Source organism: Aureibacter tunicatorum, assembly GCF_036492635.1.
GTDB classification, from domain to species: Bacteria; Bacteroidota; Bacteroidia; order Cytophagales; family Cyclobacteriaceae; genus Aureibacter; species Aureibacter tunicatorum.
The window spans coordinates 4705333-4722288 of record NZ_AP025305.1 but is presented as its reverse complement, the minus strand read 5'-3'; the positions used below and the strand labels follow the sequence as shown (position 1 = coordinate 4722288).

The 16956-nt window shown below is 36.1% G+C and carries 9 protein-coding genes; 2 read left to right on the top strand and 7 right to left on the bottom strand.

Translation table 11 applies throughout. From position 1 onward, the window contains the following. Positions 1-4 precede the first annotated feature (4 nt). The 7 genes from AABK36_RS19770 to AABK36_RS19740 form a co-directional block, all read right to left on the bottom strand. Complete coding sequence (locus tag AABK36_RS19770; RefSeq protein WP_309936901.1) at positions 5-151, bottom strand: hypothetical protein; 147 nt, start codon at positions 149-151, stop codon at positions 5-7. 9 nt (positions 152-160) lie between these two features. Further along, complete coding sequence (locus AABK36_RS19765) at positions 161-655, bottom strand: phage tail protein (protein WP_309936900.1); 495 nt, start codon at positions 653-655, stop codon at positions 161-163. A 6-nt stretch (positions 656-661) separates the two neighbouring features. Then, the gene (locus AABK36_RS19760) at positions 662-1102 is read right to left on the bottom strand and encodes a phage tail protein (protein ID WP_309936899.1); all 441 of its coding nucleotides are present in this window, start codon (positions 1100-1102) and stop codon (positions 662-664) included. Positions 1103-1172: 70 nt separating this feature from the next. Beyond that, positions 1173-2798: a phage tail sheath family protein gene (locus AABK36_RS19755; RefSeq protein WP_309936898.1), complete on the bottom strand. Its 1626-nt coding sequence runs from the start codon at positions 2796-2798 to the stop codon at positions 1173-1175. 24 nt (positions 2799-2822) lie between these two features. Next, positions 2823-3830 (bottom strand): hypothetical protein, encoded by a 1008-nt coding sequence (locus AABK36_RS19750; RefSeq protein ID WP_338390302.1) that lies wholly within the window; start codon positions 3828-3830, stop codon positions 2823-2825. After that, the gene (locus AABK36_RS19745) at positions 3827-4390 is read right to left on the bottom strand and encodes a Pvc16 family protein (protein ID WP_309936896.1); all 564 of its coding nucleotides are present in this window, start codon (positions 4388-4390) and stop codon (positions 3827-3829) included. The genes AABK36_RS19750 and AABK36_RS19745 overlap by 4 nt, the downstream gene beginning before the upstream one ends. Before the next feature lie 48 nt (positions 4391-4438). After that, entirely contained in the window at positions 4439-6427 is a 1989-nt protein-coding gene (locus tag AABK36_RS19740; RefSeq protein WP_309936895.1) for a glycosyl hydrolase family 18 protein, read from the bottom strand. Between the two features lie 185 nt (positions 6428-6612). On the opposite strand from AABK36_RS19740, the gene AABK36_RS19735 reads away from it, so the two are divergent. Both AABK36_RS19735 and AABK36_RS19730 read left to right on the top strand, forming a co-directional pair. Further along, positions 6613-7215 carry a hypothetical protein gene (locus AABK36_RS19735; RefSeq protein WP_309936894.1) on the top strand — a complete coding sequence of 201 codons (603 nt, stop codon included), beginning with the start codon at positions 6613-6615 and terminating at the stop codon, positions 7213-7215. A 41-nt stretch (positions 7216-7256) separates the two neighbouring features. Continuing rightward, positions 7257-16952, top strand: coding sequence for a T9SS type A sorting domain-containing protein (locus AABK36_RS19730; protein ID WP_309936893.1), 9696 nt, complete (start codon positions 7257-7259; stop codon positions 16950-16952). The last annotated feature ends 4 nt before the right edge of the window (positions 16953-16956 follow it).

Here is a 16956-nt window from a genome sequence, read left to right as displayed (position 1 = left end):
TATATCAATCCTCTAACATCTCCATTTTTTCAAGCACTCTTAAAGTGCACTCTTCAATGATTTCTTCAAGATTCAAGTTGCTTTCAAGAGTTTCAACTTTTTTATCCTCAAGAGTAACATTTACGGTTAATTCTTTAATGACTATTGCCATATTATTATATTAAACAATCATCAATTCGAATCTATGATACGCTAATTCGATTTCTTCCACAGCGATTTCGTTGTTTTTAGCGTTGATTCCAGATACTTTCCATGATACTGGATATGCATGCATGAAGGCCCATGTTTTGATTGGAATGCCATTTGGACTAAGCATGGAAACCACAACATGTTGTCTTGAGATCTGTTCCCAATCTTCTTGAAGCGTATCTTCGCACCAATAAGTAAGTGAGGAGTTTGAGTTCATCAAACCCCTCATTAATTTCAAGTTACCGTACTTCGTGGTTTCAGGTAGTCGGTAATGGTAGTTGTTTTCTCCTCCAGCCTTGTAGTCCAAAGTTGTCATCGAAACATCCACGCCAGAGATTTCAGCAAAGCTGTTGTCATCTCCACCGACTGCCATCATTGCCGTTTTCATGTTCATTCCAATAGGCTGAACCAAGGTCACGGTAAAGTGGAATCCTGGAATCAATTCACTTCTTAATGAATCATCCATTTATAATTATCCCATTATTTGTGTAACACCTTCATGCTGAACTTCCAAAGTCTCAACAGCCACTTCGTTAGCGTCAGACTTAAGGTCAGTAGATTGAATTTTCGACGGGAATGCGTTGATAACTTCCCAAGTCACTACTACATTGCCTTCCTCATCCAAAAGGTTGATAGTAAGAGTTTCTCTTCTGTCCACATTAGTTTGAACGTCAGCCCACCAATCCCAGAAGATGCTGTCTCCTCTGAACATACCTTTCTTCAAGGTGATAGTTTCGTACTTTTTCAAACCTGGGATTTTCTGCATAGTATAAGCAGGATCGTTTCCAGCTCTGTACTCAATGAATTGAGTTTCCATGCTAAGACCGCTAACTTCTTGGAAGCCAACGCCTTCAACACCAGCCCAACTTACAGTAAAATGAAACTTAGGTATTGGCCAATTTTCTGATGCCATAGCTAATATATGTTTTTGATGTTAATACTAATTGTTAATAAATTTTTAGATGACCGATATCATGCGGCTATTAAGATTCCTGAAGCTTTTGCTGGAATGTCAATACGATGAATTCGGCTGGTCTACTGATCGCAACTTTAACCGTTACTTTCATGATACCTTCCAAGATATCGTTAGGAGTCATTGTGCTGCCCAAACCAACTTCTACTTGGTAAGCGTCGTTAGGATTAGCTCCTACCAAACCACCAGCTTTCCATAGATCATTCAAGAATGAGTTGATCATACTTTTCACTAGTACCCAAGTGTTGGATGTGTTAGGAGAGTAAACATATGATTTAGAAGCATACTTGATCGATTGCTCGATGTAAAGCAATGTTCTTCTAACGTTGATATATCTCCAGTCGTTGCTGTTGCCGTCAAGAGTACGAGCACCCCAAACGATAGTACCTTCACCAATGAATGCGCGCAAAGCGTTAACCGACTTACCGCTTACTGTAACGTTAAGGTCTTCTTGATCATCATTAGTCAACTTAACAGAAGGACCTACGATTGAGCTAAAGCTTACGTTGGCAGGAGCTTGCCATACACCAACATTTGAGTCAACTGAAGCATAGATACCAGCCATACCAGCAGAAGGCGGCAGCAAGTTAAGCTTGTCTTTGATTTTCTTTACTAGGTTTTTAAAAGCAGGGCTGTTAGTCGTAAGAGTTTGAACCAATTGCTCTTCGTCTGTACCTTCAGCTCCGATTTTTGCAACCTCAGCTTGAATCTCGCTGATTTTTCTTTGGTTTCCTGCTCCAAGGAAAGCAGCTTCCTTGTTAAGGATTTCTTTTAGTTGTTGTAGGTCTTTGATGTTGTCGAAACCGATTTCGTCAGACTCAACTACTGTACCTGCAACCCATGGATAGTAAGCAGCTCCAAAGTTCAAGAAGTTAGTACCGATTCCAGCACGGAATTTAGTCACTACATCATTAGCATCCTCAGTTCTTTTCAAGAAACCATTGTGCACGTCAAGAATAGAGAATCTGTTTTTCTCTTTTCCACCGCAGTGCATCAACATAGCTTGCTGTACAGCGTAGCATTCAGCTTCTTCTAGCATCACTGCTTCAGGAACAACCAATAAAGTTGGCTCTTCTTCGCCGATCAAACTGTTGATTCCTTGCTCTAGCTCTTTTTTCTTGATTTGAGCAGGAACTTTAACTTCTACAGTTTTCTTTTGAGGTTGGCCACCAGCTTTCGCGTCTTTAGCATCTTTACCTCCAGCGTTGTTAGCAGGCTTTCCACCTTCTTGCACTTCTTTAGTAGTAGTCTTGTAGAAAGCTCCAACACTGACGATGTAGCAATCTTTACCTCCATTGGAGAAGAACATACGCAAGCTATCGTACATCAAGAAACGCTGAGTAGTTGACATGTTCAATATGAACTTCGAGCTGTCTACCTCGAAATCGAATGAACCGTCAGCATTAGTCGACTCAACAACTTCAAAAGTGTTAAGAGGACCGCCTCCGAAGATTTCAGTGTATTCTCTAAGCGAGCTAACTTTGATTGGCTCGTTGACCAAAGTTTGGCCATTTCTCATCGATTTTTCGGTATAGCCTATAAACGCTGGAATAGCTGTAGGTATACCAACCACAGAGTTTGAAAAAGCGGCTTTCTCTTCTACATAAACCCCTGGTGTAGCTAAGTTTTGTGCCATAAAAATTGTACTGTTTTAGATTGGTTATATAATTACAATTATTTCTGATACTGCTTGGCCTTGCTCGAATGTCAATTGCTTAGCAGAAGGAAGAGGCAAGGCGTTGAAAAGGCAACCGCTATTGTCCGCTTCATTGTTGATAAGCTTAAATTGAAAGCTCGAGCTGTCCGCGAATGGAATTTGTTCATTCGACTCGAAGGCCATATGCTTGAATTTAATTTGTTGATTAAAGTAATCTTCTTTTTTTTCGAAATTGACAGATTCATCTTCCAACTTGATGGAAAGGTCGTCGAAATTGGAGTTCTTCATTACTATTACATATCTCCAGATTGATTTTCTACTTTTGAAGTTTACGTTATATATTTTTGGTTCTGCAGACTTGTCAAGAATATCGTTGATTTGATCTTGGAGGTCTTTAATGAAAATCTCCATTACCAAAAAAGGCTTGATTGTGCCTGCTATCGATTCGCAATAAAAAAAGCTGTCTACAGTCTGCCCATTATCCTTGATTTCATACTTACCGCTTCCGTATGGGGAAAGGTTTATAATCGTATTTCCTTCGCTAACCGTTTTTTCCCAAGATTGCTCTCCTCCTCCGTTTTTTACAATATCCACACTGTAAGGAGAGTCCTTGAGCTGAAGCTTGCAAGAACTTTTAATTTCAATTTTATGACTATCAGTGACATCGATTGAAGAGGCATTCTCGCTTGAACAATACATAGACGGAAGTCCCTTGTTCATATCAATATCTGTATAGTTGTAGAAATATGGATCTTTGTTATAAGCGAGTATGATAAGCTTTGACATTCCAAACCGCTTTAACCTTTGAACCATAACTTCCTTATTGGCATTGTCCATTAAGAATTCAAGGCCATTTTTGGTCTTATGAACTGATAGACCGAGTTTTTGGCAAATGAACTCACTCTCTTTGGCTAAGGTCAAATTGACATTATCCGGACTTCTGTCGCTAAAGAAGTCGTGGGCCATATTGACACCGAAGATTTGGTTATATTTAAAACTAAGATGTATCATGATTCAAGAAGATTGCTAGCCATACCTCCGATTTTGCTGACAGGAACAATCTCATCAGCCGCGAAGCTTACAGTTCTTACTTTGAATAATAGCGAAGGATAGTATTTTCCACCATTTAGCCCCCAGATATTCGATAACTTTAGGAAATCGATATTATGATATTCAAATGATACCTTATGGAGAACCTTATCCAAATTGGGGTGTGTTTGATGCGAAAAAACAGGGTTGGCTTGAAAAAACTCAAGCACGCCTGAAAGATGTTCTACGCTTTCCAAATAGTTTTCAGTTCCTTCATAACAAGCTGAAAACATGATATAAACATTGAAATTTAATTTTCTAACAAGAGCTTGTCTCATGTTAACAGTACTTGATGGCGCTGTGAATTCTTGTTCCAGATGGACTATGTTCGCCACGATTTTATTTTCGTCGCTTTCAAGCACCGGCTCGCCTTTCCTGTCGACTATGCTCGAACATATAACAGCGTCTTCGGTAAGACCGAACCTGTTATTGAGATAGTCGTTGATCTCTCCTTGTGTAAATTCAAGTACCTGTCTAAGCATAAGATTTATTTTAAAAAAATCATTATTCAGTTTCGATAAAAAGATATGTTAAGGGAGATCTCGCTCTCTAACAAATCTATAGCCGATGATCAACAGCAAAATCATACCGAGCACTATTCCTCCAATAAGGTATAGTGTCTTGGTCACATCTAAATAATCCATATTCAGCAATAAGAGAATTGCCATAATAATGAATAATGTGATCGTAATGCCTTTGAATGAAAAGTTTATGAATTTTCCGAATCGATGGCCCCAAATTAATAACATACTTAGCCCCATTAAGCTAAATCCAAATACACTTGCCGTTAAGAAGAATAGAGGTCTTGGATTTGTCAGCAAGCTCTTTGGATTTCGAATAACCATTAAAGCAAAGTAATAAATCCTAGATCGAATTCTTCCTAGCATGGATAAGGCTACCGCTTTCTTCTCTTCTTCTTTCACCGCGAATTTTTCAGCCAATAATTTCCATAGTTCATCGTGGCCATTATCGTATCCCAGCGCCCAGATACCAATCCCTCCTATTTCTTTTTGCTTGATCCAATCATATTTAAAGGCTAAAGCCGCACTGTCTTCATACCATACTTGGTGATATTCATTATTAGGACCTCTGAAAGCATGAAAACGGCTTTTACTTACTTCTTCAACACAACAACTTTCAGTGCCAAACTTTCTTTTCAACTCCCTGTAGGTAGGGTTTTTGACAAATCGTTCCACTTTTGATGGGAATTGAAGATCGCTTGTGATCCACTCCGACCCATAATATGGCAATCCCATTAGAAGCTTTTTAGGCACGATTCCCTTAGAAAGAAATTCGTCCACTGAAGTGTTTAGATTGAATGGCCACCAAGTGTTTCCACTTTCAATTGGCGAAACAGGCCCTGCAACTCCACTTGTGCTTCCATGGTATTCATAACCCATGATAATGAAAAGGTCAATATATTCATTTAGCCTTTTCACATCGAAAACATGGTGTTGATCTACCGCAGGCAGAGCAACCGTAACCGAAAAATCTTTATTTAATTTCTTAATACTTGTGCTTAAGTCAATTAAGAAATTAGTCAGTCTTCTTGAATCTTGCGAGCCTATCCCTTCAAAGTCAATGTTTACGCCATCGGCTTCTTTGAGCATGATTAGAGAGCCAATTTGACTGATGAATCTTTTTTGGGCTTTTATATTTTTTAGAAACAAGTGATTGTCTTTCTTGCCAAAAAGTGTCGCGCTCAATAATACTTTAGTACCGTACATGTGGGCAGAGTCGACAAGGTTTGTTTCTTCCCAGTCATGAATAGACTTGTAATCTCCATTATGTGGATTGACCTCATATGAAAAGTATGCAACAGTAGATAATAAGCTGAAGTTGTAGCTTTTGTAAGCCGATCCCATCCAGTATGGATGCCAACCGAATACTCTAAAATTACTGTCTAGTTCATGAAGCTTTTTATAAGCATTGATTTCTGTTATCGCATTTTGTTCGTCCCAAGCGAATTCGCCTTTCAACCTTTTGTACTTTTTTGGAGTATTTTGTTTTATTTCTTGATTTCTGTTGATAAAAGCCGATGTATCTTCCATGACCGCCAGTGACTTGGCGTCAGTATTTTCAAAAATCGAATCTTCTCGGATATATTCTTGCAATATACTATCCTTTTGTGCTAACTCTTGGCTCAAGCTATCTTTAGCTTTCACTGCTTCAGCCTTGATTTGCGTCAAAGAGTCTGTTAGCACTTTATTTTGATTCTTGGAGTCTACTATCTCATTGAGTTTCCTTACAATTTGCGAAGGCTCTTTTCCTTCATTATTAGCATTTTGCCCAATTGCTCCGAAAGGGTTGGCTAATAAAAGTGCGAAAAAAAGTGCAAAAACGCCTGAAAACTTACATGCGTCAAAATGTTTCGCTTTTTGAAAATATGAGATGAAAATTTTTCTCACAATATAGTTTTGTCTAGTAAGTGTCAATTTTTTAGTTGTTGTCGCAGTTTTTGTGTGCATTGTTGGGTCGCAAAGGACCTTGATGAAGCTGTTATTGCTTTCAAATTTCAAGCGCACTTAATTTTTTGCTATGCATAAATTTATTACAAATGCCATAATATTTGCAAGTTTAAATTTGAGCATTTTATTACAGGGGGTTTTATTGTTGATAAAAAAATAAAATATTTTGTTTTATTTATTTTCGTTACATTAGTCAATCGTACGGGTATGATATGCTTAAAGTAAAAAAACAAGACATGGCAAAGCGAATAGTTTACATGATTTATATGACTTTGATAGTTCTGTTATTGCCTCTGTTTGAGGTTAATGCTGGTCGTGCTAATGGCGGCGAGGACCAAGCAGATGTAAAGCAAGTTTTCAATTCTTATCAAGCTAGTTACATCGGTAAAACATCCAATGGCAATGATTATGAGGTCTATGCCTTAAAGCATAGGAAAGAGTGGTATTTTGCTATTGTTGATGGTGGAAGCATGTCTATACTAAGAGGAGATCACAAGTCGGATAATTTAGTTGAAGTTTCCGAATTATTCGAAGATATGCTGTTTAGAGCTATAGCTTTGGAGCAGGTTAAGAAAAAATCCAAGAGCAAGAATTATTTTGGGATGGATTTAGGCTGTTATTATAAGCTAACATCCAATGGAAAGGAAGTAAAAGAAGTCGCAAGATACTTAGAAACAGGTGAGAAGATGCCTACGATGGCAGGCAAGCTTATCGCTTTGATGATCACGCCAGTGACGGTATGGTTTGAGGACAAGGCAGCTCCTGCTACGGAGATTGCTGGTAAAGCCCAAGAACAGTTTGACGCGGCGGCTGAAACGGCGGCTACGGTGCAAGAGTAAGTTTTTTAAGGTTTATGGTTTCACATTTAATTTCAGAAAATATGCAAGTCAAGGACTACAGAAATATTCTATTACAATGGTGTCGAATTGTGACGTTTGTGTTTTTTCAATGTTGTATCCTATCAGCTTTGGCTGGAGGAAACTCAAATGATAATGACCCTGTGCCTCCCCCTATTATATTAAAAGTGGGTGATTTTAATAATGATGGTGATTTTGATTTATATACTACAGAGTCTTCTGTTACTGGGTATGAGTTATACGATAATAATGATAACAAGGTAGAATATGTTTTAGGAAACAATGGAAATTCCTTATCTGTCATTATTGAAGGGGAGAATTATAATAAATTCTCAATAGAGCCAAATAGCGCACTGCCTGCCGATCAGTTTGTTAATGAAGGGAATTATTTTCAGAATGGCAATCAGGTTATTTATTTGGTTAATGACACAGAAGCCCCTGTAGTTGAAACTATTTATTATGATGATACTGAAATAACCTCGCCAGCATCGGTCTCTGTGGTAAACAATCAAGCCATATTCAATATTAAATTTGACGAACCAGTAAAAGGCAGTGTATACAACGATTTTAATATCAATAATGGAGGTCAAATTGAATCCGTAAAGATAAAAGTAGGGAATGATTATAATGTAGTCAATAGTCAAAATAAGAATGACTATAAAGATAATTATTATTCAGAATTCCAATTAACGATTGACTTCACACAAAATGCTAGCTTTGATATATCTGTGGCGAGTGACCAATTGAAAGATCAGTTTAATAATAAAAACGATTCGGATTTTACTTTGTTTTCAGTTACTGTAACGGATTATGATGATGCAGCACCAGTCTTGCAACAAGCGCAGTTGGGTGAAGCTATTATCACTTTGGGAAATACGTATAATTTAAATTTGATTAATAATAAGGCGATTTTTTACTTCACATTTGACGAGCCTGTTAAGGGAGATGTCTATAATGATTTTGAAGTTGATAATGGAGGAAGTATTAATGAAGTATCAGTAAAGGTTGATAATGATTATACTCCAGTTACTAATCAAAATAAAGATTCCTTTGAAGATAATTATTATTCGGAGTTTAAGATTGAGGTGGATTTTACCAAAGCAGATGCTTTTGCTCTTTCTGTTAAAAACGAGAAGCTAATAGATCAATATGGCAATAAGAATGATGCTGATTATATTCTGTTAAATGTTGATGTAGCAAATTATGATGCTGATTCTCCTAGTTTGGATGATATGAGCCAAGCCTTTTCTTATCAGAATGGCGTAATGAATAGCACTACTGTTAAATTCATTTTTTCTGAAGAGATGAATTCATCTACCTTAGGTAATATAGAATTTGATGTAGACGGGAGTAAATATAGTAGCGATTCATGGACATATGGAAATGATAATGATGGAAATACTTTTGATTATGACTATACGATAACTCATGCAGGAGCTTACACAGGAAATATTGGTTATGTTATCAAAAGTGGCACTGAAGTTACTGATTTAGCGGGAAATGCTATTTCTTCCTTAGGGTCAACAACATTGTATTACGATAATGTAGCTCCTGTATTGCAATCTATTGAATCAGATTATGATGTAGCTAGCGCTACAGGAACATTTATTTTAACTTTTTCTGAAGAAGTCCATTTCCCTAATGATGTTTTCAGTATTTCTCCCTTGGATGGAATTTTAGTAACTGGACCTGAAAAAATTGATAATGTAAATAAGTATAAATATACACTTACCTCTGGTACGTTTTCAGGGAGCCAGTTGGTTGATTTGTCTTACGCGGTTGATAAAAGTCTATCGGATATTAAGGATTATGTGAATAGTGAAGGGGCTAATGGTGCGGTGGAAGGAAATAATATTGTTAAGCAAATGTCATTAAGGTTCGATAATGAAAGACCGACATTGGAATCAATTGAACATAATTATTCAAGTGCCAGTAAGGAATCCACTATTACTTTGATCTTTTCTGAGGAGATGGATTTGCAATCTGTAATTAATGGCTTTAATATATCTGATTTAACAGATTTATCAAAGGCATCTCCATCTCAAGGAGTTGAAGATAATGGCAGGTACAATTATACATTTACAATATCTCAAGACAATCAAGGAGATGAAATAAGCAGGTTGTTGGCTGTTGCCGAAGTAGGGAATGGGGCAAAAATTCTGGATGTTGAAGGTAATGAGTTTGAATTGAAAGATGGGTTTCAATACCCTAACAACATAGTTTTTGATAGTCAAAGACCAAATTTGGCTCAAACAGCAGGTAAAAGCTTAAGCTATGTTAATACCAACTTGTCTCGAGAGGTGATAATTCCTGTAAGTTTTGGTGAGAATGTGAACAATATAAATGCTGCGGATTTTAGTGTTAATAACGGATTGACAATTGAAAATGTAGAGAAGAATAATGAGATTGGAAGTTCGGATGGCGATTATTTTGTAACCGTTAAAATGAATTCATATTTTGAAGGGGTATTTAATTTATCATTGGATAACAGTCATAATATACAAGATGATCAAGGGAATTTGGCTCAGGGTCAAATAAACAATATACCTTTTGATAATCAGGGGCCAAGTATTACAACTGCAGGTTATAATGTAAATGGAGATAAGCTTGTAATTACTATAAATTTTAATGAAACTGTTGCCAGCTTTGGTTTGGATGATATAGTGTTAAGGGATGGTAATGATAATCCAGTGACTGTATTCAGTAAATCAGGGCTTGACCTTTCAAATAACCCTGTAGTTACATTTGAGTTGTCTGTGATTGATGGGAAAGAGTACAATGGAGGAGATCTACAAATCTTGATAGTGCAAAATAGCATGAAAGATGATGAAGGAAACTTTAATGAAGATATATCTTATACGATAAACAACATAAACTTTGAAACTGTCAACCCTTCAATTGAAAGTTATACTGTTCATGATATTGTGCCTAATACGGATCAGCCAGGAAGTTCAAGTTTTACGATTGTGTTTTCCGAATCAGTTAAGGGGCTGAGTGTTGATGATTTTAGTTATAATAACACTGATCTTAATCTTGCTATAGATGTCAATAATGAAAACACTTTGGTTAATGAGGTTAAAGTGACTCTAAGCCCTAAAGTTAATACTGAGAAGATATATGAAATATCATTTAACAATAGTCACAATATAGTAGATGATCAAGGAAATGCATTGGAGGTACCTGTACAGTCGGTAATTTATCCATTTGATATACTTGTTGATAATTTTACACAAGCACCTGATGGTGTGAGTTTGGAATATATCGGAACATCAACGAGCTTGCCGTTCAGCTTCAATAATGATAATAAGTATTATACGAATAATGATTTTGATATCACTCTGAATTTTGAAGAAGAAATCATAAACGCTGATTTTCCATCTGGATTATCTCCAGAATTAGGGGGAAGTAATGTTGTGATTTCTAATTCCAGTAAAAGAGTTAAATATGAAGTTGATGCTTTAGTAGACGGAGAAAAAAGCTTCACATTAAGTAGAGAAGATCTAAAAGATAGTATTGGTAACTGGCTAGCAAGTCCGATTACATACACTATAGTCTTAGATAAGACTTCTCCGACTCTTGATGTTGATAATATGAGTGTGAGTGGAGATATCAAAGGACCTAGAATAATTAGCAATATTGATTTTAGCGAAGTTTTAGCAAATACACCAAATACCAATGACTTTACTTTAGTTGATGAAAATGATCAGACGATATATTTGGCTAAAAGTTATGATACTCAAAATAAGACATTGACAGTATCAGAGGGAAATGGTGTCGAGTTTGAAGGCAAACTTCGACTTAAATTGGTGTCTAATAATGACTTGGAAGATTTTTCGGGAAATACATCTGAAAATGAACAAGAAAATGGCACAGATAAATATTTTGAGTTTGATTTTGATAACAAAGTGCCAGAATTTTCGATTTCGGATTTCACAATAATACCTTCTGAGGATCAAACTAGTGGAAGTTATAGATTTACTGTGACTTTGGATGACCTTAGTTTGGTTGGATATACTTTTAGTTATAAAATTACTCACTCTGAAACTAGTGAAATACTAGTTCAAGAGATTACTGGAAATTTTGATGAGACACCTAAACAGTTTGAGGGAGTAATAGATGAATTAAAGAGCGGACTTATCAGGTTAGAGTTTACACTTGTTGACCAAAATAATAATTCGGAAACCAAAACCTCAAGTGATAAAAATATAGAATTTTCTTTAGGGATTAAGGAGCATGAGAATTGGGAAGCTCGAAGCCGAGATATTTATTTTTGCTCAGGTGATAATCAGCTAACTCTAGTTGCAAGAGCTAGCGGGGCTGAAGATGGCGATTACACATATAAGTGGAAAATTGATAATAATAATGAAGAAGTAACTAAGGATAGTCTATTTGTTGTTGATAGTGATGCTAGCAGGATACTTATAAGTGTGTTTTCTGGAACATCGCAACTTCTTTCTGAAAGTTATACTTTAATTTCTGTAGATCCCCCAACATTTAACTTTAAACAACTAGAACCATTAGAGTTGAATTGTGGTACTAGCAGGTCAATTACGATCAATCCAGAATTGAATTTTTCGGAAAAATATAGCTGGATTTGGGAGGATCAAAACGGTGTTCCGATTGAAGGCTCAGATACTCAAACAAATTTAGTTGTTGAAGAATTGACTGATAATGTTGATAAAATAGACATATTTACGATTAAAGCCCAAAATTTATCGTATAGTTCATGTGTTGGTGAGTTAGAGGTAGAAGTGAAAAAAAATACTATTATTCCAAATGACCCTTTATTGGATGCTGGTTCGGTTTCTCTAACTTGTGAAAATCAATCATCAATATTGCAAGTAAGCAATATACAAAGTGATGTTTCTTATAAATGGATGAAGGGCGAGGAAGAGCAAGCTATTAGCAAAGGTTCTTTTGAGGTGACTGAAGATGGCGAATACTCAGTTATCGCTATTGACGATGTCAGTTTTTGCGAGAGCAAAAATATTGCTTCTACAAATATATCTTCAGACAATACCTTGCCTGAAGAGGTTACTTTTGAGGAAGGAAAAGGTGATTTTATTAATAAATATTGTCAGGGAAATGAAATTGTAGGGATCTCTCCTAATATAGTAGAAGGACACTCATACACTTGGTATTCTGATAAAAATGGCACTACAATTAATGATCAGTCTTCTTTAGGTATAGCTGATATTGCGGAATTGCTCAATGAAGATAATTTGGAAGTGGTTTATGATAAACCAACATCCTCACCAGTAAATATATACATCCAAGCGACTAGAGATGCAAATGGTTGTAAATCAGATTATTTGTCTGTTCAGTTGACGGTCTCTGAAAAAGATAGCATTTCAATAAGCGATGTTATTTTTAGTCCAGATTACATTTGTGCTTATGGGGAAGAAATAAAATTGGAATTTAATCATGAATTTGAATCTATTGTTTTTGAAGATGCAACTAACCCTAATGATAAAAAAGAGTTAATCTCAGAGGGCATATTTGGAAATAGATTAACCTACACAATTGAGGAAGGGTCAGTTGTTGAGGTTAATAGTATTGATAGGAATGGTTGTTCTTATTATCCTTTTCAAGTACTATCGCCAACAGTAGGAGAAGAAGCTATTTCGGTTGAAGGCGAATATATAACAATTCCATTTAGTCCGGCTTCAGAATCTAATGCACTATCAGACAACTTTTTCGAAGAGTTATTTAACGATACAGGAAGAGGTATAGAGCTTTTTAAGGATAGTTATGTTAGCAACATGCTTATTTGGGTAAATGAGAGTTATAGGAGCAATGAATATGATATAGACTTTAGTAAGACTCAGGGAGTTTCTTTTAATGAAGGCATCCAAGAGTTTGAAATGCCTAAGACAGTTGACTTTTCTTCGGAGTCTACGTTTACTTTTGATTTCACACTTACGCAAACTAGTGGAGATAAACAATGTGAGTTTGATTTTAGCATTGATAAAAATATTGTTAATGGTGTTGGCTCAGATAGCGTGTTTAATTTTGAAGATCATGCAAGTGAAAAATTGGAGTTAAAGGAATTTCTTCTTTGTATTCCAACTTCCGAGGTATTAAGGTTATCACCTGTTGGTGACTCAGACTTTACTAATTTTGAAATTGAAGTAAATAACGAGCTTTTGACATCATCTCAATTGCAGGAATATATAAATGATAATTTGGCAGATGGTGAGCCTTCATATACTGTGAATGCCGTGGATTTGCGAAAAGATAAATTCATAAGGGATTTGGATTTTATTGTTTCAGCAACTAAGAATGAAATTATAGATAATAATCCAGTAGAAATAGCTTATTCTTTTAAGGTTAATAAATCATTTGCTGAAATTCAATATCCTGAATTGAGCCCATCAGTGATTCAAGATTCATATTGTAGAGGGATTGATGCTCAAATTGATTTAACAGATCTTGGTTTAATGACAGATGAAAAGTACTCATACTTTGATGATGGGACTGAAATTCTTTTCTATAAGAATGATGATTCTAATCAAGAAGTGGATTGGCTGAGTTCAGATGATCATGTTACGATAAACACGAATATATCAGAATCGAATCAGGATATTACCCTGGATTATTTATTTAAAGCAATTGATCCGCAAGGATGTCGACTAGAAATGCTTAATAGTGTTCAAATAAATAAAATTCCTGAGACACCTAATTTCATAGGTCAGTTTGCTCATTGTACAGGCAATGAAGATGCCTATTTTGAAATAGAAAATCCTCAGACTGTTGACCAAACAACTTATAATTGGTATAAGATTTCGGATCTTAATGACCAAGGCATTGAATTAGCAGTAAATAGGGTGAATTATACGCTGCCAGGCATACACTTGTTAGAGACTGGAGATTATTTTATAAAAGTAAGAGCGGAAAGATTGGGTTGCTATGACAGTGTTTCAAATCAGATTGTTTTAGTTAAAAGACCAGAACTGCTAGTAAACCTTGAAGATGCAGACCCTACTGACGATATTCAAATTTGTTTTGACAATATCAATAATCATGAAATTACTTTTGGGTTAAAAAATGAATCTGAGACGCTATCGTTGAACGCTGATTTAGTTGATATAACTGGGAATCATTTGGGACAAGATTATGCAAGCTTAATTCAGAAGTCGATTGATGGAATATTGCTTTACCCGACTATTCATGTTGATAATATCATATTTGGCTTTACTCATAGTTATAGTTTGCCTGGTTATGAAGGTATTGAATCTGAAAAAGGTTGTTTAATTGAAGGTGAGTTGCCTTTTACTGTATTGCCGGCTATTGAGGCTGAAATTGATGACTTGATTGCGGATGGTTATTGCCAGAATACAGATGTGGAATTGAAGTTGAAGACTTTGGCAAAATATCAAGGAGCAACAAGCTATTCTTTTGTCGCTGAGAAAGATTCGTTTAATATTAGAAACAATGCTGGTGATATAGAGACTGTGCCAGTAATTGACAATAAGTTTATATATGACTCTCCTAGCTCGGGTACATTTAAAGTGCTTTATGGCTTGGTGGATAAATATGGATGTAATTTTTCGGATTCTACAGATTTGATTATAAATCCTCTACCGAATCCGTCATTCGGAATTACGGATGGATTTTGCGAAGGCGAATTTGCTAATTTCGCTTTGACAGGAATTTCCAATGAAGTTGAGCCATTTAGTTACGTTTTGAATTTTGGAGACTTGAATCTTGAAAAGTTTGAGAACCAATCTAAGGATTCTAATATAATTGGGGTCTCGAATACTGAAGGCACTTATGCTAATCCATTGCATTTATACCGTTTTGATGGAAATAAGGTAAAGGAGTTTTCTAATATATCTTTAAGTGTTACTAATCAATTCGGATGTGTTGCTGACTCTACTTTGGAAAAACAAGTATTTAAAGCATTTCCTACCGCTACTATTTCTCATATGGGAACAGTGGAAGGTATGGAATCATACTTATCAGATGATGTGGTGGAGTCAATTAAGGTAAATTGGGAATGGAGAGTTGACGACGATCTTATTTCCAATAATCAAATTACTTCATTGTCTACAATAGCTTTGAATGGTATTAGCGCAGGTGTTCATAATGTAGATTTGAAAGTAAGTACTGAAGGTCCCGAATGTGTAAGCTATTTTGATAAGAAAATTGCGTTTTATCCTGTTAAATCTCCTACGGATGATGTTGCCTATATTGAAGATTTTGAGACTTCATCTGCTGAGGACTGGATAAATAGCGGAGATTTAGGCTTGAATGATAGCTCAAGTTGGAAATTAGGCTTGCCTGAAGGAGTGGATACTCTAAGGTTTGCTAATTCAGGAAACAATGCTTGGTCAACTTCTGATGGAGCAAAAGTTGCAAATAACATTTCGTATAATGAAAGTGAGAGCTCTTCCGTTTCGTCTCCTTGGTTTGATTTGTGCGAGATTACACAGCCAATGTTAGCGATAAGAGTTTGGACAGACTTGGCTAAAGATTTGGAAGGAGCTGTACTGCAATATCGATATGCTCAGGAAGAAAGCTCTTGGCTTGTGCTGGGAGATGTTGGCACGGGTGTGAACTGGTATAACTCTACAGGTATTGTAAGCGATCCAGGGGAGCAATCGGGTAAAAATGTAGGTTGGTCGACAGATAGTCAAAAAGAGTGGTTGGACGCTAAGCAGCAACTTGATGATATCCAGAAACTTGCTTGCGATCAAGAAGATTTGGTGCAGTTTAGAATAGCATTTGCCAGCTCAACATCAGCGATACAAAGCGGGATATTTGATGGTTTTGCTTTTGATGATTTTAGAATCTTTGAAAGAAACAGAGTCTTGCTTGTTGAGAACTTTTTGAGTGAAGAAATAGAAGTTAGTCCTGCATTGAATGTTGCTGGAGCTGACAATTCGAGTATTACGATCAACTATTTGAATTTCTCGAATAATGCTAATGCAAGAAGGTCTTCTTCTAATGTTGATGAAAGTGCTCGGGCATTAATGTATAAAGTTAACGAAGGTGGAAAAACGATACTTGACGGTAGTCAGGAATTGACTGAAACCAATTACGCTCAAAGAAAATTGAAGGAAGTTATTCTGGATATTAATGCAACAGTAAAAGTTAATGCTAATATATTGGAAATATCAGTTGATGCATTGAAGAAAGCTGATTTGTCTGATGAATCTGGAGGAATAATTTTGCATACAGCGATTGTGATGCCGAATGAAGTTATACAAGGAGCTACTTATGAGAATACATTGAAAGCGATGCTTCCTGACGCTGCAGGAACTAGATTAACATCTGAATGGATTAATTCAACAGAGGTAACGAACTTTTCTCAATCTTATTCTTGGAAAGCAGATGAAGCGGCGCAATATGATTCAATGCATATAGTTGTTTTTGCTCAAAATGAACTTACCAATGATGTATATCAAGTAAAGAAAGTGACATTGAAGTCATTGAGATTTGATGTAGTGAAGGGTATGGAAGAAATGGTAAATGAAGGTGTTAAAGCTTACCCTGTGCCAGCTTCAGAAATTTTGAATGTGGAGTGGGATGCTAAAGGAGCAATATGGGACTGCAGCTTGTATGATACTAATGGAAAACTACATTTAATTAAAACTGCTTCTCAACATCAAGAAAAAATCTCTTTGGATGTTTCAGGGCTTTCTTCTGGCGTGTACTTCTTAAGATTTGCATCAAGTGATAACCGCACTGAAATTATCAAGGTAATTATAGATTGATATT

Coding starts and splice junctions, on each gene's coding strand:
- AABK36_RS19760 (WP_309936899.1), bottom strand. CDS start 1,102: ATGGCATCAGAAAATTGGCCAATACCTAAGTTTCATTTTACTGTAAGT.
- AABK36_RS19735 (WP_309936894.1), top strand. CDS start 6,613: ATGGCAAAGCGAATAGTTTACATGATTTATATGACTTTGATAGTTCTG.
- AABK36_RS19755 (WP_309936898.1), bottom strand. CDS start 2,798: ATGGCACAAAACTTAGCTACACCAGGGGTTTATGTAGAAGAGAAAGCC.
- AABK36_RS19730 (WP_309936893.1), top strand. CDS start 7,257: ATGCAAGTCAAGGACTACAGAAATATTCTATTACAATGGTGTCGAATT.
- AABK36_RS19750 (WP_338390302.1), bottom strand. CDS start 3,830: ATGATACATCTTAGTTTTAAATATAACCAAATCTTCGGTGTCAATATG.
- AABK36_RS19770 (WP_309936901.1), bottom strand. CDS start 151: ATGGCAATAGTCATTAAAGAATTAACCGTAAATGTTACTCTTGAGGAT.
- AABK36_RS19745 (WP_309936896.1), bottom strand. CDS start 4,390: ATGCTTAGACAGGTACTTGAATTTACACAAGGAGAGATCAACGACTAT.
- AABK36_RS19765 (WP_309936900.1), bottom strand. CDS start 655: ATGGATGATTCATTAAGAAGTGAATTGATTCCAGGATTCCACTTTACC.